Here is a 20,975-nt window from a genome sequence, read left to right on the forward strand (position 1 = left end):
CCGCTATCTGAAATAGATATCGTAATTGTACTTGACCTGTCGATAAATGTGCCGAACAAAAACGAGTAGTGAGTTTTTACTAACGGACCACTGTTCCTGCTTGTACGTACTGGGCTCTGACTGGCTATTTTTCTGGTGAAATAGTTGTTTGAAGTCGTTATAAAATAGCCCCTTCCCTTTTTTCTGAACAAAGGAAATACACGTCCAGTATTCTGTCTTATCGGGCCGAAGCCCTTCTGCATAGCGGCCAAATTTCTCTAAAAATGAACTGTGTCGCAGATGAGGATGATCACTGTAGGCGTATATTTTGGTGTACCTGGTTGCCCAGGGAGGGATAACCATCTCCGAAAAACCTTGGTTGTAAGGCTTTAAATATGGATAGCGCACATAGGCATAAAAGCGAATAATGTCGAACTCGGGATGCTCTTTAATAATAGTCAGCGACTCCACCAGCCGATCAGGAAATTCGGCGGTAGGTTCAAAATCCTCCTGAACATAGAGGGTATACGGCGTTTTTACGGCATCCTGGCCTTTGTTGATGTTATTACCTAAACCCCGATTTTTGGGTGTAGTAATGAGCTGGAAGCCAAAATCATGCTGCAATTGAGTCAAGTGCGCTAAATGGACTTCTTTACTGCCATCGTCCGACACCACTATACTACCAAAATGACAGTTCAGTCGCTGAAAAGTTAGTAGCGAATTTTCCAGCGAATGGCTTCGATTATAATGGGTGATCAACAGTGTGACGTCCGGAAAGTGATAACTCTGTAGCATAGCCGTTGAAAAGAAAGACGTGCGGATCGTTTTGATGGTAAGGGCTGGAACAATATTGATGGGATAGGTCTATCGATTCTACCCTAATTCTGCCTCATTGCTTAAAGGCGATTCTAGCTGTTGCAGATGTTGCTGTAAGCCTTTTTGACAACCGGTTAGTTTTTGGTGGAGTGTATGCATGGCTCGGGCTCGATTTATATCTTCCTGACCACGTGAGGCCGTTGGGTGGTATAGATGATACTGAATAGCACCAAGCCGGATAAAACGTAGGTTAATTCCCCGATTGATCAACCGCAGGGCGAGTTCGGTATCTTCCCAACCCCAGCCTAAAAATTGTTCGTCATAGCCATTTACCCGAACCAGATCCTGTCGCCAGAATCCCATATTACAGCCCAGCACGTATTTATAGTGCGTGCCCCAATGATAAAATCGGGCTATGAATTTTTGGAGTGTCAATACGCGTAGACTACTCCAATGCCAATGAGATTGACGTAACAAAGCGTTAAGGGATAAGGATGGTTCTGTTAATAGTTGTTGGGTACTATCGGCAGATAACTTGAACTGATTTCCTGAAAAGAAGTAACTGGGTTGAGCATGATACAGGTGATCCTGCACAAAAAGAGGATGTAAGATCACATCACCATCCAGTTGAATAATATAAGCGCCTTTAGCCATCGCAAAGCCCAGATTACGGATCCGGGCAAGCCGAAACCCCTCATCGGGCTGCCATACATGCAGCAGGGGAACAGGACTTAACTGCTTCAGTCGTTCAATGAGTTGTCCCGTCTGTATGGAAGACCCATCGTCGCAGACAATGATTTCAGTTGGTAACTGACGCTGCTCAAACAGGCTCACTAAACACAGTTCCAGTGCAGCTGGGCGATTATAGGTAGCTACTAATACACTACAGGAAATGGCATTCATGGCAACCGTGTTTAGAAATTTGGGATATAAGCAGACAACTACACCTACTTAACGAACCAGCATAACCCGACCACTTCGGGTGAAATACCGCTCCTGATTTACTAAATTTAGAATACTATACTGAATGGTCCAGGCATAAATGCCTGAGATACAGGCTTGGTTATGAAATGTTCCATCCCAGGAGTAATCAGCATCTCTACTCACAAAAATCAAACTTCCCCATCGGTCATAGACCCGAAACAGATAGGAAGTAAACCGGCCTGCGTGCCGAACAACTAACTGATCGTTTAGTAAATCGCCGTTTGGTGAAAAGGCATCCGGAATATAAATATCTTCCAGGTGGCAGTTCTGGGCCGTCACCGAAACCGTATCCCGATAGGTACAACCCGCCAGATTCGTTTCGAGCCAGTAAGCTCCAGTTGAATTGACCGTTACTTGCCGGTTAGTGCTTTGGTTTGACCAGACAAAGGTGGTACCGTTGGGTAAGGCATCCGGAATCGTTAACGTCAGCGAAGTTCCCTCACAAAGGGTCAAATCATCTCCCAGATTAAATGGCGCATCCGGCCTCCCATCAACAATCAATACGTTTGATTCCGCCGAACACTGCGCCCGCCCCACAGCCGACTCATTGATCTGCTGCGTGTTACGAAGCCGATAATAGGTTCGCCCCGCCAGAACCGGATTAATGGTATAGGTAGTCTGACCAGAACCCGGCGCGGCTGTCCAGTTGCTATTATCCCGACTTTGCTGCCATAAATAAACTGGATTCGGGTAACCGGTAGCCGTACCTACAGTTAAGGTTAGGCGTGTATCAGCGCATACGGTGGTTTGAGTAGCCGTTGTCGTTGGAAGTTGAATTGTCAGGTCTGGATGAACCGGGCGAAATCCAATATCGTCAATTGCCAGATCATTGCCACATCCGCCGAGACCATTGTTGATCAGTTTGACAACAATAGCATCCGTATTTGTCTGAATCGCGAATTGCATAGTTAGTTGAACCCAGGTAGCTGTTGTTGTGCGAGGAACAGCTGGCTGGGTAACTTCTTTAATAAGTGTTCCGTCTGTCTGTTCAATCCGCATAACAATAATTGGATTACGAAGACTGTATCCATCACAGTCGCCTGCTTCCATAATCTTATTCAAATTCAAGGCCCAAAGTGAAAACTCGTATGTAACGCCCGGACAAAGACCCGCCACCTGCTGGCTATAAAATGCGCTGGGCTGATAGGACGCATTGACGACAAACATATTACCCCGAACATCATTTGCTGTGTGATCTTCTCTCACCTGATGCCAGGCATCACCATGGCAACCGCCAGATACCGTGTCCATTAGGTTGTATTCGCCATCGCCTGGGCACGTAATCGGTCTATACGTAAAGTTTGTTTGTCCTGCTGGTAAGGCACCGCGTACACCCGTGCCAAACGTTTCGCAAATAATCGACCCAACACTGCATTGTGCCTGACATACTGCGCTGCTGGTTAGCAGAATCAATACGAAGGAAATCCAGTAAAGAGCTGATTCATGCCCGGACATAATCTGTGTTGGTGTTAGCTATTTATTGACTAACCGACTATCAATGACAATACCTGACAACGAATCACTATGAATGGCCATATATGACAATTTAGTAAACCTACGGATTCGTTGATGTCTTGGTATCGTGGGGGCGCTGCGAGACGAACAGGCTGCCGAAACGCCGTAATTCGATCCCGATTTTCAGCCAAACCGTTCGTGAAAAACTGCCATCTTTTTCAAGGGTTCGGGTGCCTGTCCACACACGGGATTTATCCGATTTTACCTGTTTGATACTGCCATACTTCATCAGATCGAAGCACATACGGCCGTCTTCGCCCCGAATTTTATGCATCACATACCCTATTTTCAGGGCAGGTTCGCGTAAATACCCCAGGCTCATTCCATAGGCATTCAAATGGGGACGCTTTAAATGCCGAATTTCCGCAATGCCATCTTTCATTGTTTCCAGAAGTGAGAGTTTCCAGCGTGGAAATCCAGGAGATGGAATAAATGAATAACGGCCATACACGCAAACAACCCCAGGCTGCTGCAAGACGGCCATGATCTCATCGACCCAGTCGGGTGGGTACAGGCAGTCCGAGTCGGCAGTGAGTATATACTTACCCTTGGCGTGCTCCAGACCCATTTGCCGGGCTGGTCCCCAACCCTGAATGGGCTGAAAGACGGTGCGAACCCGAAGACGGTCCAGCGTTTTCTGCGTCTGATCGGTCGAGTTGTTGTTAACTACCAGAATTTCAAGGGGTATCGTTGTCTTTAATTTTGCCAGAGACGCAATACTCTTGAGAACATTCACTTCCTCATTCCAGGATGGAATGACAATGCTAACGAGTGGATCTGGATGCTGAAGCGTTTCCAGATCACGGTTTATTTTGTCAAATACCGAATCCGGAATTGCATCGTACGAGGCATAGGGGAAATTAAATTGACTTATCCAGGCGGGTATACTTACGATATTCATAGAGGAAGTTAGTTATGAGTTGTATTAAAAAGCCGTTGCTTCGGCGGCTGACTTTACCGATCGTTTGGATGAAGGCGTCTGGAGGATTAGTTCAACATGCCGGTAGGTAAAGACCGACAGCAGATGAACACAGGCCAGACAAACAAGGATATACACTGATTCGCCAATGGCTGTTGCAGGCAGCTTAATTATCTTGAAGAGGAGCAGATCCATGACATTCAGTACGATCAGGTGATTGAGGTAATAGGAGTACGAGAGTTTACCCAAAAACTCAAAGCGATCCTGAGCCAGTACCTTCGCAATGGCTCCGGTTTCCCGGGAAAAAACCAGGATAACCAGCGCAAACAAAAAAGGCATTAGCCAACTCTGCGAATGGGTAAACTCATTCACAAAGTACATGGTCAGCCCAAGTAACAGCGCTTCTGATACAGTAGCGGGCCAATAGTTACCCACAGAAGGCAACCGCCGACTCAGTCGGTACGTGAGCATACCAATGAGAAAACTGTACAAGCATCGAACAAGACCATAGTCGTAGTTGTAGATGATGTTGCCGTGGTGGCTTACAATAAACCAGGCAATCAAACCGAAGCTGAGGCTACAAATAATTAGTAAATTCTTGCGGAAAATCACCAGGCAGCATGCCCAGACCAGATAGGTGTAAAATTCAACACTAATGCTCCAGCTAGGTCCGTTCCAGGTAATACGGTCAAACAAATTCAGCGACTGGGTTAGGGTAAGATTAGCCAGGAATGAAGCGAACGTCTTGTCCGCATAAAAAATCGGATTCGAGAGCTTAACTACATAGCGATCAACCCCATAGCGAAAAAGTTCAAAGGCAAGAACTAACAGCAGCGTAAACAGATGGAGCGGATACAAACGCTTGAATCGTTTGATGGCAAACGGTTTGATACTGGCCATATCCGTAATCTTATCGTAATTACTATAGGTGATTACGAAACCCGATAACACGAAAAAGAAATCGACAAAGATGTCGCTTTTCATAATGAAAGCGATGCCCGATAAGACTGTCAGGTGCTGCAAATGGAACAGGATAACCATAATGGCAGCCAGTCCTCTAAATGTATCAACCGCTCGGAATCTCATATCATAACGCGTTTTCGGGTTCCAGTTCAGGCTAAAGACCTATATACGTCCAGTGTTTTATCGATCGACTTTTTCAATGGAAAGCTTTTCAGTCGCTGCGAACCTAGCTCAACTAGCTTTGCACGTAAGGCACTATCTGCCAATGTGCTGGAAAGCTTGCTGGTCAGATCGTTCAGGTCTGTCGATTTAAAATAAACGGCGGCATCAGCGGCTACTTCACGGAAACAGTCCGTATCGCTTAGCAGGATAGGGCACTTTGCTTTAAAGGCTTCCAGGATTGGTAAACCAAAGCCTTCGTACAGCGATGGATAGACAAACAGTTGCGTATTCTGATACAGATAATTGAGTTGTTCGTCGGTGGCGTTGATGTGCCGTACCCGATCCGTAAGGCCGAGCCGCATCAGGAATTCCTGATCTGCTACTTCTACTTTCCCTCCGCCAGTCAGTACTACATTCAAATCGGGCATATCCAGCATCAGCGGCTGGATGGCGTTCATAAATAAATAAAAGTTCTTGTAGCCGCTTCGGTCGCCAACAAACAACACATAGCGTTCAGGCAGATGAGGTACCGGCTGGAATTGAAGAGGTGTATCCAGCTCAATACCGTGATAGATTGTAAATACTTTGGCTGGATCGACATTAAAAAAATGGAGCAGATCTTTCCGGGTTGTGTTTGAGATGGCGATGATGGCATCTGCCCGCTCAATATTGAGTCGCTTTTGCTGGGTGAGTGGGTCCTGCGCCCAGAAATACTCAGGCAAGCGCTCATAGGTCAGGTCATGAATGGTAATGACCAGCGGTTTTTTCAGTAGGTTGAGGAAGTATGGGTCATAATAGGTGGGATGAAACACATCGAACTCATTTTTTTTAAGGATTCGCTCGCAGTAAAACTTGTTGGCCAGAATGTCTAATTTCTCGTGTTTATTCATGATCTGGTCGCTAAGTGCACCTTTCATGGCCAATGGTTCATTCTGGAGATAATGATTTTTGGCGTGCAGAACCCCTAGCTGATACGTGATGTCCTCAGTGTGCTTGATACCTTCAATGATGTTGGCAAAGTAGCGGCTGATACCGCCGTACTTTTGGGTGCTAAATTTCTGGTGATCGATGAATACCTTCGTCATAGTCGTGTGGTTGTAAAACAGTCGGCTTGATTAGAGCGATAACCAGGTTGCGGGTAGCAAATCTTTCGTATCCCAGTCGGGTTTGTCTTTATACCAGTTGCTGGGCGTGATCACCAGTTTATCGGGGTTAGGATTTAGCCAGGCCCCCCACCAGCTGAATGAGCTATTGGCAATAATGTGGTGCTTACAGTGGCTCATTAACACCAGATCGGCCACATCGCCGGTTGGGCCGGTGTTCTGAACAAATGTGCTATCACCCGGTAAAGGCAAATTCTCCCGAACCCATTCTTTATCGTCGCTGAAGACGAAAAAGTGAGGATTTTTAATTTCCTTCGTGATGTGCCGAATGGCCTTCTTGTAATAGTCGAGCCCAATAAAGCCGAACGTTTTACTGAACTCAGGGTGGTTTACGTAATCACCCCGACGAACGTGAATGGAAACCGGAGCTGGGGTAGCCCGAATCTGCTGCAGGTACTGATCAAATTCAGGGCTGGGGGTGGTGCTCAACTGTAAATCGCGCCGAATGATATCGGCACTGCCTTTAAAATAGGCTTCTGATTGCCAGAATCCTTCCAGAATAAGACAACCCGCATGAGACCGGAGTACCTGTTCGTCGAAGTGGAATTGTTTCTCCTTCAGAAATAAAAAAAAAGGTTTCAGGCTGCGGTTTGGCAAGAGTTTTGTAGCCTTAGACATATACTCGACCGGCGACTCCTGGAGGATTCGGTAGGGGGCCGAAAAGTTGCCAAGCTTAAACGAACGCGAGGTGTCATCACTGTACTGATGTAAATAATAACTTAAGTCTGCGTATAAAGGAGTCTTGTTTTTCAGGGAGAGGTGACGACCCACCGCATACTGAAAAAGTTGATTCCCCAAGCCACTTGTTATCCTGCTGATAATCATTGCAATTGTTAGTTTATGGATGCTCTGTACGGGTGGGTGGTCTCAGAAATGGGTACTTAAAAAAGTAAAAATCTCCTCCCGTTTTCGGGCATGCAGAATCGTTGCCCCCGACAGTTTCGGGAAAAGTGTTTCGTATTCATTGAACGCGTGTTCGAACCCCCAATTCGGGTCTGACAGGATGATGTTTGTTCCCCCAAAACAACTGGCCAACGCTGCCGTACCGCCATGCATGGAAATGAAATGGTTGCAGTTGGCGTAGACCATCAGTTGCAGATGATTGTAATTCCTGACTACGGAGGGATGATACTTTGCGTACAAATCGTCCATCAGAATTACCTCCGGGTACGTTTCCCGAAGCCAGCTGTGTTCATGGAGAGACATCGTTTCACTGTTGTCCTCTACAATTTGGCTGGGCAATGGTCGGTTATAAATGAGTTGATAGCGCGAGCCGTAGGTGCGAATAATACGTTCAAGTGAAGGGATATCCAGGAAGTTAATGGGCGGCTGATCCCACTCGATGTTGTACTTATTGGCAATAACCAGCAGGGGCTTATCAAACACAAAAACATCATTCTGGTAATGGGCCTTGTACGGAACCTGCGCCCAGTTTCGGAAACTATAGGTGTAGCTGTGGGTCATATTCGGCACATCATAGTGCGTATACGACTCGGTCCAGATTCGTTTCTGGAATCGCTCTTCGTGCTCCGGGCTGAAAAAATAAAAGTCTGCTGTACCCTTGGCCGAAATAGTCTTTTTTAGCGTACCATTTAAATAATGCCAGTAAGCAAATGGTAATACATACCGGACTTCCTGATCAAATTCTCCCTGATAACTGATGACTTTATATTTTTCTTTCAGGACGTAATCGCGCAACAGGAAACGGCCCTGAACCAGCTTGCAGTAGTAATTGTCCCGGATGAAATACCGCAAATCCTTACGGATCTTTGGATACTTCAGGAGAGCGACTACGTAAAGTGATTTTAAAATAAGCCGTTGCATAGATTAGTTAGAAGTTTGTAGTTCGCGGTTTGACGTTTATACTTGCGTAAGTATCTGATTTTTAGTAATTTATTTTGATGTTGAGCATGGCTGTATCGTTTTCCTGAGATAGTCTATTACCTCAATGAGTAACTAACTTCAAACCACGAACTCCAAACTTCAAACTGTACTCATACCGTTTTTCCCAATGCTTTCAGGTCTGCCAGCGGGAATTTATACCGGAGTGTCAGGCCAATGTAGATCACTCCTCCCAGCACAATCTGCACAATCGTATGCACTACGCTGACCGAATTCGTGAACGATTTGTAGATGGCAATGGCACCGACCATGAGCAGACAGAACAGGACGGGCTTAGCAATGGATTGTGCGAATTCGCTGAGGAACGAGCCAATCAGCGTATGTACAATTCGGAAATTCAGGATCAGATTGGCTAGTGTTGCCAGCATAAACGCCACCGCGATGCCGACCACACCCCCGTACTGCGCAAGCACATAAACAAGCGGTATTTTAATGAACAGTGTAACAACATTGAGCATAAACAGCAGTTTGGGTTTGCCCTTTGAAAAAGCCAGGGTAAACAACGGATTGCTGAGGAACGTAAAAATGCTTACGAACACAAAAATTCGGATGAGCTGAATCGTAGGCTCCCAACCTGGGCCATAAAACAGCGGTACTACGCTATCGGCAGTGATAAATAAACCAGCCAGTAAAGGCAGGTTGACGTAGCTAAGTAAATCCAGAATAGACAGATACGATTTTTTGAGTTCGTCGGTATCGCCTTTCAGGCGGGCCAGAATCGGGTAGGCTACTTGTAGTACAATCGGGCTGAGTTTGGAAATTGGGAAGACTGCCAACTGCGAAGCCAGGGTGTAATAGCCTAACTGTTTCACACCCAGCATGCCACCAACCAGAATATTATCGGAGTTCGCTTGAATAAACCCAACAATTCCATCGCCTACATTGTAGAGACCGAATCGTAAATGATCTTTAATAAGTGCCAGATCGAATTTTAAAACGGGCGAAAATAAATGCCCACCATAGATAAGTTGAAGGCCCGATTTCAGTGTCTGTTGCGCCAATTGGCCATAAATCAGAGCCAATTCGGCGAAACCCAGATAAGCCAGCAGGATAGTTGTAAAGGTACCCACGAGCGTACCCGCCATGTCGATGGTGGCTACTGCCCTGAACTGTAGCTCTTTCTGTAACAGAAACAGGTAGATCTGTCCGACGTAAACAATGACGAAATACAGGGACGATAATTTAATGACTGGCTCCAGGCGGGGTTCTTTATAATAGGCAACAACAAGTGGCCAGCTAAAGAAAACCAGCACGCCCACCACTAAACCCAGTGCCAGGTTCAGTAAGTAAATAGTGGAGAGAACCTGTTGGTCCTCTTCCTGTTTGTAAATGATGGAATTGGAAAAGCCCAGGTTCGCGAAAATACTGAAGAAGGCAATCAGAAGTGTGCTTACGCTAACAATACCAAACACCGACGGCTCAAGCAGGCGGGCCAGTACCGCTACCTGCCCAAACTGCAACAGGGTAGATAGAGCCGTTGATAGGCTCATCCACTTGCCACCACTAATTGCCTGTTGCTTTTGACTCATGTCAACTATCAATTAAGTACTTATTCTTGTCTGGTCAGAGAGTGTCATTGGGTTGTCTTTAATAGTCATTGGGTTGTCATTAATTGACGAAAAACCAGTTACCTTTTAATGACTACTAATGACAACCCAATGACTATCAAATGACAACCTATTTTAGGGCTTTCTCTTTTTTGGTGGTACGGGATGCTGCAGTTGGGGCATTGTACGGCTGGGTACGGGTAAGGCCCTGTTCCATATCGTTGAGGCTTGGCGCGTCGGCGTTACTCTCTTCAACCTTATTCAGCGTAACCAGCACCGGCTGTTTGGCCGCCTTCAGGTATTGTGCATACAGTTGTTTATCCCGACGCCCCCACAGGGTATGCATCGACAGAATCAGTAACGAAACCGCACTGCGGCTAACCAGATGCAGTGGGATAGGGCTACTAACGAGCGGGGGCAGCTCCAGAATAATTTTATTGAACACCGTGGCAGGCAACTGATCTTCGGCCGAAAGCAAATCTTCCGGCTCTCGCACGTTCATAAAACCAGGGTTTACCTCATAGGGGTAGAAATAAATGCCCTCCTGCTCAAAGTGCTTATCGGAAGCCTCCAGGCGAGGGTAATAATACGCAACCTGTTCCCCCGATTCTGCATATAATCGGGCGAGGCCGTGTGCCAGCCAGGTTTTCCCCTGTTTACCCCGTGTGCTAAACAGCGTGATAACGGGCGGATACGATGGCGTACTTCGTTGCCCTACTGTAATGTTGATCGAGTTGGCTAACTGCTCGAACATACTGGTAGCCGCCCGACTGGCCTTCACATTAACCGCAAACTTCTTGACGGTTGGGAAAGAAGCTGAAACGGGGTTGCCCAGCCGTTGTTCAGCCTGTTCCAGGGTATTGATGCGCTTGTCGGCCAGGGTTCGGATAGCCGCTAGAATCAAAGCAATGACTAACCCCGCACCCGCACCGATAGCCATAAAGAGCCAGCGTTTGGCACCCTGGGGCGTCATGGGAAAAACGGGTGGGTCAAGAACTGATAATGTACCATCAATGGAAATATCCTGCCGGTGGGTAGTGGCCTGATTCAGTGATTGAACCAGCGCCATGTACTCTTTCTCGGCAACGTCCATGTCGCGGGTTAACTGCCGTTGTTCCGATTCCAATGGAGGAAAAGCGGACGATTCGGCCTGGTAGTCATCCATGCGTTTCTTCACAATATCCATTCGGGCCGACGATTCTTCATAGGCAAGTACCTTATCCAGCCAGCCATTGATTAAGGTTAGTTTCGGAATCGATTCGGCAGAGTTGTCGGCAGCAAAATAATTCTGGGCAATCTGTTTCAGTTCTGAGGATACCTGATTGATTTTGGCCTGGTGCTGGTCGAGAACCGACTGGGGCTGGTTATTGGCCCGGGCATTGATCAACTGCGATTCGGCAGCGGTCAATTCGGCTTGTTTGTCGGTTAACTGTGTATTGATTTTGAGCAAGGTGCCGCCCTGCGTCATGCGTTGGCCCAGAGCATCCCGTGCCGCTTTAGCCGCTTTGTTCCGCATCACTTCCTCATTGTATTCAGCTACCAGTGCATCGCGCGTAGTGGAACGGGTTTTTAATTCATCTTCAAAGTTGAGTACATTGTGCTGCACGTTGAACGCCTTCAGTTTGGCTTCTGCCTGATCCAGACGCTTCTTGGCTTCCTTGGCATTATTTTCATAATAGGTAACAACGGGGTTCGTTTCGGCCCGTTTCAGGGAGGAATACCGCTCGTTGAGCTCGATAATGGCCAAATTCAGGGTTTGCTGGGCAATGGCCGGGTCTTCGGCTTCGTAATCCAGATCCAGCATATCACTGCCCCCGCGTCGGGATGATTTCAGCTTTTTGCCAATGACGTCTGCCGAATAATCCGAACCTGATCCGAAGAGCAAGTGCCGGATGGGGTTATCGGTCTGACTTTGGGCCAGGCGGTTAATCTGACTACGGGTAGAGTCGGGGATACCCGAGCTAATCAGGGTCTGTTTTAAGCTGGCCGGAATAGCCTGCTGAAGTTTCTGGAAGCTGGCTGCCGAGAGCTGGCGATCCGTTGGCTTGGTCAGGTACAGATGCTCAGTCAACAATCGAACCCCAACCTCATACAAGGTTTGGTTGGAGTTGAGGGTGGTCAGTACGTTATCAAACGCATTACTAACCCCAGAATAATCGACATGGAAGTTCTCCTCCGCCGAGCGCAATGAGTAACCTGAGGTAAACCCAGTGTAGAGGGTTGCTTTGGTCTTGTACGTTCTGGCCTCATTGCGCATGAAGTAATAAATGGCCCCAGCACCCAGGCAAGGGAACAAAATAAACCAGATGAGATGCCGCTTCAGGAGCCGACCAAATTCATGGAAAGTCATATGGCTATTGGCGTTTCAGTTGACGGATGGGCACTCCAACCGCAAGTTCGAGTGCATAAATATTTTTGATGAACTGGGTCTTGGCCTGTTCAACCGTGGTTCGGCTTTCAGCGTATCGACTGCTATTGTTCGCAGCCGCTTCGGGCGTGATTTTCCCCTTCTGCATCTCGACCTCGGCAATCCGGTAAGCCGCCAGCGAGGATTGATCATCGCGCAAACGTATCTGCAGCACCCGCTGCGACAAGAGTAAGTCCTGGTAGAGGTTGAAGAGGTCGCGCTTGAGTTGAATTTCAGCGGTTCGACTGCGCTCCTTATTGGCTTCGTAGGTAGCCTTTGCCAGGCGAATCTCTTGAGGACGGGCAATTATGTTGTGAATGCTAAAGGATAAATTCACCCCATATCGGTAGCCGTTGGAAATTTGTCCCAGCTGATCTGAGGTATTAGTGCCGGTTGATAGAATGGCTTGATTACCAGATGAATAATTGGCAAATCCGCCAATATTTTGGAAGAGTTGCAGTTTGGAAAGCTGGTAAGCTGCCTGTTGGGCCGTTGCCAGCGCACTCTCAAATCTAACGGCTGGCGAATAAGCCAGGGCTATTTTGAACATCTCATCAAACGGGATGAGCTGGACAGAAATATCCTGATTGAAATCAAAGGTCAGGGAGTCGACGGGGCTTGCGGCTACTGAAGTGGCAAGTGGCTGGGTAGTAGCTGGTTTTGGCGGCACAGCTCCCTGTCCATAACTAACGCCATAGCCTACTGCCCATAAAGTCAGTACCCACGCGAACGGTAGGATAAGGTGACTAAATCGATTGGCTATGGTCGTCTTCATGCTGTCTGGATGCCTTAGTACTTTCATGGTTGATTGGATAAAAACGCACTTGGTTAGTAAGCTGGCTGCTCCTGTCGCCAGGCTTTAGGAACCTGCTTTATAACCGCTTCAAACTCATGGGCGCGTTCGGTCCAGGAGTTGCGGTGGGCCATATCGACCCGCTGTTGAACACGCTTAGGGTCCTTGTCAGCTAACGCGCGTCGGAGAGCCTGAGCGAACTTTTCCGGCGTATCGGCCAGTTCAATAACGCCATCAAAATCGTCCAGGATTGAGAATGGAGTCGATACAACAGCGAGCCCGGCTGCCAGATACTCGTTGATTTTCAGCGGGTAAATTGTATAGGTATGCTTATTACACACAAACGGAATGACACCCACACTCCACTTGGCCAGCAGCGGTGGTAACTCAGCGGGTTGATGAGGGGGGATAAATGTTACATTCGGGAAATTGCTTAACCGCTGCGGTAACAGGGGTTCGTGCACCTCGCCGATGAACTGAAAGTCAACATCCGGCATGGTTCGGGCGCAGTGCTCCATCAGATCAATATTGACCCGATTATCCGCTGAGCCGAGATAGCCTACAATGGGTTTTTCGGGCGGATGCTCCTGGGCGAGTTGACGTGTCTTGTTAAAGAGGTCAAAATTTGCACCGTTCTTTACGCAGTAGGTCTGCGGCTGTACTGCGGATTTGTCATGCCGTAACGTTTCAGAGGTTGTTACAACTGCATCGACCCGCCGGAGATAGGCATCTTCGTACCGTTGTCCATGCCGACTCATCCAGTCACCCGCCGTGGTAATCTCATCGAAGCAGTAGTAGAGGGTAGCGCATTCATTCAGTTTCCCGAGCATAGGCAATCCAACCACCGGATTAAACGCATTGATCACCAGCGGACGGTGCATATTCAGCCGCTTCATGACTGAGCGCAGCCGACCTAACAGCCGATTGGTATTTAACTGAAGCAACTGATCATGTGGTTTGGCTGATAACCAGTTGATAGGTAGCATGAGGGGAGGAGCCCAAACATAGAGATCTTCGCCACCCCCGTTGTCTATTTTGGTCAACGGGTTTCCAAACAGGATTTCCCCCGCTGGCATATCGTTTCGGCTCGTCACAAAATCTTTTACCGTGTACAGGTAATCGACAAAGAGCACCCGGTGCCGGGCGGATAGCTCGGTCATAAGTTGTACGACTGCCTTCTGGAAATCGCCGTTCCAGGACGTTTGAGCTATGCAGATGATGCTGTCGAATTGTTTCATAGTTCAGCAACGGGATGTGAATAGAGGGTTACGTCTGAAGACTCCGTTTTTGGTTGACTATCCCATCGATAGCAGGTAACAATCAGCATTGTACTGATGAAAATGATCGTATCAGTTGGGAATTGTCCTAATACGGGATTGGAATAACCCATGAGCGCAATGCCGACAAACTCCGCCAGAAACGCATACATCACTTTAATCATCCAGGGGTCTTTTAATCGCCAGACCTGATAAACACCCAGGCCTGCCAGCCCCAGAAGCATAAGAATATAGAGCGTAACCCCAACCCGGCCCGTTTCAATCCAGAGTTCCACATACCAGCTATCGGGTGGTGTTTGTGCGGCCCAGTGCCAGGGTGAGAAGCGAGCGCCCATATCCGTTGATGTACCAATACCGGCTCCAAATGGATAGTGTTCCAGATAACCCTTCAGTTTCTGCTGATTTTGCAGTCGCAGCAGGAAGGAGGGATCGTTCATAGGGGTTAATGCCGAACGCATTCGCTGCACCTGGTAGTTGGAGCTTCCTGCATTGGTGTACATAAGAATTAATACCAGTGGAACGGCCATAACCACACCGATCACGAGCTTAAGGAAATCGCGTTTAAGCAGGAGGTAGAATGGAAATCCGGCCAGCATGACAAACAGGGCACTGCGCGTTCCAGAAACGGCGTAGCCCCAGAAGAAAACCAGCGCCAGCGCCATATAGGCTACTTTATAAAGCATCTTTTTCTCTTCAAAAACGCGGATGACGGCTACTACCGTAACGCCCGCCATTTCGGCCCCGAACTGCGCGGCATCGGAGTAAAATGAAAAGCTCCGCAATTGACCGAACAGAATGTGGGTTACACCATTGTTTCCTTCGCTCAACCATTGTACTTCGGCGGGGGCGAGTCCAATGTACTGTTGCTTAAATGCCCAGAGCGCCCCCAGAAACGACCACCCCAGCCAGGAAACGACCAGAATGCCAATATCTTTTCGGGTAATAGGGATAACCAGCACCAGGATAGCGACAATGAACCAGTGCATCGAAAAAGGCCGTACGTGGAAAAACCAGGCGGGTCGGTAAGGGGCTTCTGGATTCAGTAATTCAATGAGGGTATAAGCAAACCAGATGGCAACCAGCGCAAAAGCGGGGCTTTTCAGCCGACGCCATTCCATGCGCTGCCCGTTCAAAAAGGTACTTAACAGGGTTATCGCCAATACGCCATCGACCAGGAGGCCAAGCGGAATAGGTAGTGAAATAAACCGGGAGAAGCCAATCAGGAAACTCAAGTGTACATACAGGAACAGGCCAAAGCGAGGCTCCATCAGCAAGGCAATCAGAATACCTATAACGATCGGTAACACAATCGCTATCCCGGCCCCGGCTGGCCCCATTGTACTGACCAGATAGCCCGCACCAATCGTGTATAAGCCTCCAAGGAGACTATACAGCCAAAATTGGCCTGAGGAACCTGTCAATGAAAAGGCTGATTGTGCCATAACGATTGAGTAACAACAACGTTAATTACGTAAGAGAATTGACCGCATTGGCCCGGCGGACTTTTTCCCATGTGCCTGATTGGTTACCCCGCAAATAGCGAACCAAACCTGCGAGCGCACACACATTCATGAACGTAAAATAAAATGGGACGAAAACGGCCTTCCAGCGGAGCTGTCGTTTTTCCAGCACATACCCCAGCCAGGATGCCCCGTAGAATAGGATCTGAGCCAATAAAAGCAAGCCCCAGGCTGAGTTCCAGCCATCGCGGAAAACCAGACCGGCATTAAGCAGCAAAATCAGCGGTAAGCAGATGGGCGTTACCGCCCAGCGCATGACCCGATGCGATACGTATTCGAAGGTGAGTACGCCATAGCGAAATGGATTCAGTAGGTGTTTAAGCCAGACGATCGATTGAAAGCCACCCGCTGCAATCCGGATTTTCCGCTTCTGCTCATCGATAATGGAAAAAGAAGGACGTTCCAGCGCATATGCATCGGGCTCATACGCAACCCGGTACCCATGACCGGCTATCAGTAGCGAAATCATGAAATCGTCCAGGATGGTGTTCGGCGACACCGGCTCGTAGAGTTCGGTGCGAACGGCAAACAGCTCGCCTGCTGCGCCTACAATCGTGTGCAGTTCGGCATCCCAGCGCTTTAGTTGCGATTCATATTTCCAGTAAAGACCTTCCCCAGAGCCCGCAGCTGATTCACTATCGGCCGTTTGAATTCGTTTTTCACCAGCAACTGCACCCACTTCCGGGTCTCGAAAGTGTTTGACAATGTTCCGAACCGCTTCCAGATTCAACTGGGTATTTGCATCGGTAAAGATGACGATTGGGGTCTTGATCTGCTGCATCGCCATATTCATGGCTGCTACTTTACCTCGCCGTTCGGTGCCGCCCAGAATCTCGATTGAATCGCCGTAGCTCGTCCGTAGCCAGGTGTCAGAACCATCCGTTGAGCCTTCGGTAACGAACAGAAACCGAATCCGATCACGCGGGTATACTTGTCCAAGTGAGTTGGCCACTTTAGCCGGTAAACAATCGAGTTCGTTGTAGGCAGGTACAATTAACGTTACCTCGGGCGTATAATCTGCCGACAGATCCGGCACCGCAGGTCGTTTGGGACGCAGCTTAATTAATGCCCATACAACCACACCGTAGCCGAGGTAGGTATAGACCACAAGTCCTATACAAATCAGGAGCAATACTTCCATTTGTTTCGTGTTAGTTACCCGCTACGGCTACTGGCATAGGTACGGATGCCAATGGCTTGGTGGTATGTGTCAAATTCCAGGCAATAGCATCTTTTACCGCTTTGAGGTAAGTGGGTTGCCAGGGTAAGCTGTACTGAATCAGGGCTTTAGGGAGGGCTAGGAAGAAATAATACAGGTAAAAAATCAGTAGTGGCAGGCCCGAAACATTCCGGCGCATGAACCACAAACGGTTGCGGGTGTGGTAATATACCTTCATGGCATTCGCCTTCCCCACACTCATGGATTCACGATGATAAATGAGTGCATCGGGCTGATAATAAATCTGAAAGCCAGCTCGCCGGATCCGCGCCGACCAGTCCAGTTCTTCGTAATACAAAAAAAAGCTATCGTCAAGTGACCCAGCCCGTTTCAGTACCTCCCGGCTTACCAGCATGGCAGCCCCGTGGGCAAACCAGGTTGGTCCGGGTTGATTGTATTGGCCCTTATCGGGCTCCATTAGGCCAATAGCCCAGGTTCGTCCGGTGTACTGACTCAGCGGATGATAGCCTGCATATTGAATAATAGTGGGTTCATCGTGAAAGCGAATTTTTGGACAGACAACGCCTACGTCTGGGTATTTCGAAAATGGAATGAGTAGTTGTTCGAGCAAATTCGGAGTGACAATAGTATCGTTGTTAAGCAGGAAAAAATAGTCGCCGTTGGCATGCTGGATCCCCAGGTTATTCCCCCCTGAAAATCCCAAATTCTCGGTACTCTCAACCAGCGTGACATGGGGGTAGTTACCTTGCTGAATCCGTTCGGCAAGATCATCGTTCGATCCATTGTTGACGACGATAATTTCGAAACGGGGATACGTCAGGGATCGGGTCGATTCCAGCATATCGCAGGTTACCACCGCCTGTTTGTAGTTGATGGTAATCAATGAAATCAGGGGCGTCGTATCTATACGTTTTCCTTCTGCCATACTGCTTTTACGGTTCTCAAAAGAATTAGCATATCCGTACGCAAGGAGAACCGTTTGGCATACAGTACATCAAGATGAATGCGCTCCTGATCGGATACCTTCGTTTTTCCTCGCTTCGTTACCTGCCAGAGTCCAGTCAGTCCGGCTGGGGCCGCAAATCGGCGGGCGTAGCCGATGTTTGTCAGCTTTTCTGCTTCATACAACGGCAATGGCCGATTGCCTACAAAGGACATATCGCCCCGTAGAATATTGAAAAGCTGAGGCAATTCATCGATGCTGGTATTCCGCAGGATTTTTCCCAGACGAGTTACCCGGGGATCTTCTTTAAACTTGCTGAACATCGCTTTCGCCTTTTGTTCACGCTGATAAATGATTTCGCAAACCTGTTTTTGATCCAGATAGAGTGGTCGCTGGCAGGGTATGTTGGCTAACTTACACTCATCGCACTGCTCTTCTTCCTCGGTTTTTTCTGCAACCTTATTGTACATATTCTGCGAGGCCATGGTTGCCAATAGCTTATCGGCTCCGGTACTCATGGTGCGGAATTTGTACATATCGAATATCTTAAACCCCATGCCAACCCGCTTGGAGCTATAAAAAACCGGCCCCTTCGAATCGAGTTTGACAAGAATCGCAACCACTAACAGGAGGGGCGATATCATCAGAAGGATCATGAACGAAAGGCCAATATCGAAGACCCGTTTCCCAACAGGAATGCGGACCGTTACCGGCTTATGCAGTGTATGCCCATCTCGTTGGTAATCACGTTTCTGAATCAGGTAATTCAACCGAATCTGAAACGCAGTTTCCGAATAATTGAAGGGGAACGCATCAATAACATAGCCATGATAGGGGTCCGCTGTTAAATCAACCCGCTCCTTATCCGTTAACAGAATAATGGGTATTTTGGTCCGGCTTTGTTTTGCCTTAAAGGCATTCATAAAGCCGCGGGTATTTAGGTTGTCATTAAACAGAATCAGATCAACGGGCTCATTAGTATCCAGATACGAAATAGCAGACCAGCTATCTGGTACGTTAATTACAGCGACCTGTGAATAAAATGCACGCTCAAATGATTTGATTCGTCGCTCATCGTTATCAACGAAGAGTACCCGAAAGGGTTGATTCGTCTCGCTCACTGCCGTCATGATTAATTGGATAGTCGAGGTCTAGGTCAATCAGGGTTAGTTTGGCCAACATTGCTTGTTTCAGTCCGACGTAATACCGTTGCAATCTTGGTTTTTACCTCCATCGGGTTGAACGGCTTGATGATGTAATCATCGGCACCCATGTTTAGGCAGGCAATCCGCGTATCGCTGTCGGCAAAGGTCGATAACATGATAATGGGTAACTTTTTGAAAACCGGACTGGCCCGTAGCATAGCAATCAGGTTTTTACCATCCATATGGGGCATTTGAATGTCCGATAGAACAATATCGACAGGGTTTCCCTCTTCTAACCAGGCCATACCTTCCATGCCATTTTCTTTGGTGGTTACCTCAAAATCATCCTTTAGGGTCTGGCGGAGAACTTTACGGATAAATGAATCATCTTCAATCACCAGAACATTATACAGTTTTTTCATATAGGGAGTGAGTTTGCTTAGTAAAAGTAACAAATAATCATTTGTTACTTTTTGAAAATTAACTTTATGGTTATGTTATTTTAATAAGGTAAACAAATTTCAGGAACTGGTCTCTGTTTTCTCTCAGAAGCTATCATAAATTAATTAAACGGCAGATAATTGCTGTAAACAACGCAGAAAGTGGCAAAGTAGAAAAATAAACCTACTTATATGTACCTATTGCTTACTTGCTCCAGTCAAAATAAAAGGTGCTTCCTTGGCCAGGGGTTGAGTTGACCCATACACGGCCACCTTGTTCTTCAACCAGTAATTTCAGTATGGATAACCCAACGCCGGTACTACTTTCAACGGTTGTGGTGTTCGCTGTTTTTTGGAATAAATTAAAAATGACGTCTTGCTCATCTACAGCAATTCCCGCGCCATTATCACGTACATAGAACTCAATATGCTTCGTAAAGTCGGTATAGCCTATTTCAATAAGCCCCTGGGGTTTGTCATTGTATTTAATAGCATTGCTAATCAGATTCTGTAATACCTGCTGGAGTTTTAATTTCTTCGTACGCATGAGGGGCAATGGCCCATGAATCTGAATCGTAATATGTTTGGGTGGAAACAGCAGTTTGGCAATCTGCTCAACCAGTTCCTGGACATCCACGTCTTCAATGGTCTGCTGATCAATGCTTTTGCGTGAATAATCCAGTAGCGAATTGATCATGTTTGCCATGTAGTAAGAGGCTTGCTTTGAGTGGGAAATATAGTCCAGAAGCTCATCCTGAATACCTGCCGGGTTCTCGGAAGCCATCTCCAGCAATGACATGGCGCCAATAATACCTGTTAAGGGCGACTTCAGGTCATGTGCTACCACATAGACAAATTTTTCAAGTTGCTTATTGATCCGTTCAATTTGCTGCACACTCTGTTTTAGTTCCTGCTGATAGCGGTACAAGCGTTCAAAGACATTTACTTTTGCTTTGGTCACATTGATATCCAGTGGCTTTTGTAAATAATCGACGGCTCCTTCGCCGAAACCTTTCAATACATACTGTTCATCTTTACTGATGGCGGTAACGAAAATAATGGCGATGTCCTTTGTTCGGGGGTTTGATTTAAGCAGTTGAGCTACTTCAAAACCATCCATTTCCGGCATTTGAACATCGAGCATAATCAAGCCGATCGACTCATTTTTCAGCACTTTTCGTAAGGCATCGCTACCAGATGTGGCCTTTATAAAGATTCGGTTATCCGTGGCAAGCATATCTTCCAGGGCCAGCAGATTTTCTTCCCGGTCATCGACCAGTAAAATCGTAAAGTCGTTAGGAGGATGAGTAGGTAGCATTC

Annotated in this window: 18 protein-coding genes; all 18 read right to left on the reverse strand. The window is 47.5% G+C overall.

The window, feature by feature from the left end:
- Positions 1-3 precede the first annotated feature (3 nt).
- Complete coding sequence (locus EXU85_RS14350; protein ID WP_142772747.1) at positions 4-774, reverse strand: glycosyltransferase family 2 protein; 771 nt, start codon at positions 772-774, stop codon at positions 4-6.
- A gap of 78 nt (positions 775-852) precedes the next feature.
- Entirely contained in the window at positions 853-1,698 is an 846-nt protein-coding gene (locus EXU85_RS14355; RefSeq protein ID WP_142772748.1) for a glycosyltransferase family 2 protein, read from the reverse strand.
- Positions 1,699-1,746: 48 nt separating this feature from the next.
- A complete protein-coding gene (locus tag EXU85_RS14360; RefSeq protein WP_142772749.1) occupies positions 1,747-3,234 on the reverse strand; it encodes a gliding motility-associated C-terminal domain-containing protein in 1,488 nt (495 codons plus the stop codon).
- 100 nt (positions 3,235-3,334) lie between these two features.
- The gene (locus tag EXU85_RS14365; RefSeq protein WP_142772750.1) at positions 3,335-4,195 is read right to left on the reverse strand and encodes a glycosyltransferase family 2 protein; all 861 of its coding nucleotides are present in this window, start codon (positions 4,193-4,195) and stop codon (positions 3,335-3,337) included.
- Between the two features lie 24 nt (positions 4,196-4,219).
- Complete coding sequence (locus tag EXU85_RS14370; protein WP_142772751.1) at positions 4,220-5,299, reverse strand: acyltransferase; 1,080 nt, start codon at positions 5,297-5,299, stop codon at positions 4,220-4,222.
- A gap of 26 nt (positions 5,300-5,325) precedes the next feature.
- Complete coding sequence (locus EXU85_RS14375) at positions 5,326-6,423, reverse strand: glycosyltransferase family 1 protein (RefSeq protein ID WP_142772752.1); 1,098 nt, start codon at positions 6,421-6,423, stop codon at positions 5,326-5,328.
- Between the two features lie 30 nt (positions 6,424-6,453).
- Positions 6,454-7,326: an alpha-1,2-fucosyltransferase gene (locus tag EXU85_RS14380; RefSeq protein ID WP_142772753.1), complete on the reverse strand. Its 873-nt coding sequence runs from the start codon at positions 7,324-7,326 to the stop codon at positions 6,454-6,456.
- A 42-nt stretch (positions 7,327-7,368) separates the two neighbouring features.
- A complete protein-coding gene (locus EXU85_RS14385) occupies positions 7,369-8,325 on the reverse strand; it encodes a hypothetical protein (RefSeq protein WP_142772754.1) in 957 nt (318 codons plus the stop codon).
- A gap of 170 nt (positions 8,326-8,495) precedes the next feature.
- A complete protein-coding gene (locus EXU85_RS14390) occupies positions 8,496-9,932 on the reverse strand; it encodes an MOP flippase family protein (RefSeq protein ID WP_142772755.1) in 1,437 nt (478 codons plus the stop codon).
- 148 nt (positions 9,933-10,080) lie between these two features.
- Positions 10,081-12,300: a hypothetical protein gene (locus EXU85_RS14395; RefSeq protein WP_142772756.1), complete on the reverse strand. Its 2,220-nt coding sequence runs from the start codon at positions 12,298-12,300 to the stop codon at positions 10,081-10,083.
- A 4-nt stretch (positions 12,301-12,304) separates the two neighbouring features.
- Positions 12,305-13,159, reverse strand: coding sequence for a TolC family protein (locus tag EXU85_RS14400; RefSeq protein ID WP_246859558.1), 855 nt, complete (start codon positions 13,157-13,159; stop codon positions 12,305-12,307).
- Positions 13,160-13,185: 26 nt separating this feature from the next.
- Complete coding sequence (locus EXU85_RS14405; protein WP_142772757.1) at positions 13,186-14,388, reverse strand: glycosyltransferase; 1,203 nt, start codon at positions 14,386-14,388, stop codon at positions 13,186-13,188.
- Positions 14,385-15,869, reverse strand: coding sequence for an O-antigen ligase (locus tag EXU85_RS14410; RefSeq protein WP_142772758.1), 1,485 nt, complete (start codon positions 15,867-15,869; stop codon positions 14,385-14,387). Before EXU85_RS14410 ends, EXU85_RS14405 begins: the two co-directional genes overlap by 4 nt.
- A 25-nt stretch (positions 15,870-15,894) precedes the next feature.
- Positions 15,895-17,088 (reverse strand): glycosyltransferase family 2 protein, encoded by a 1,194-nt coding sequence (locus EXU85_RS14415; protein ID WP_142772759.1) that lies wholly within the window; start codon positions 17,086-17,088, stop codon positions 15,895-15,897.
- A gap of 10 nt (positions 17,089-17,098) precedes the next feature.
- Positions 17,099-18,052 (reverse strand): glycosyltransferase family 2 protein, encoded by a 954-nt coding sequence (locus EXU85_RS14420; RefSeq protein WP_142772760.1) that lies wholly within the window; start codon positions 18,050-18,052, stop codon positions 17,099-17,101.
- Complete coding sequence (locus EXU85_RS14425) at positions 18,031-19,200, reverse strand: sugar transferase (protein WP_142772761.1); 1,170 nt, start codon at positions 19,198-19,200, stop codon at positions 18,031-18,033. The genes EXU85_RS14420 and EXU85_RS14425 overlap by 22 nt, the downstream gene beginning before the upstream one ends.
- Before the next feature lie 26 nt (positions 19,201-19,226).
- A complete protein-coding gene (locus EXU85_RS14430) occupies positions 19,227-19,637 on the reverse strand; it encodes a response regulator transcription factor (protein ID WP_142772762.1) in 411 nt (136 codons plus the stop codon).
- A 223-nt stretch (positions 19,638-19,860) separates the two neighbouring features.
- Positions 19,861-20,973, reverse strand: a complete 1,113-nt coding sequence (locus EXU85_RS14435) for an ATP-binding protein (RefSeq protein ID WP_142772763.1) — start codon at positions 20,971-20,973, stop codon at positions 19,861-19,863.
- Positions 20,974-20,975: the final 2 nt, after the last annotated feature.

This window comes from Spirosoma sp. KCTC 42546, from assembly GCF_006965485.1.
Lineage (GTDB): Bacteria > Bacteroidota > Bacteroidia > Cytophagales > Spirosomataceae > Spirosoma.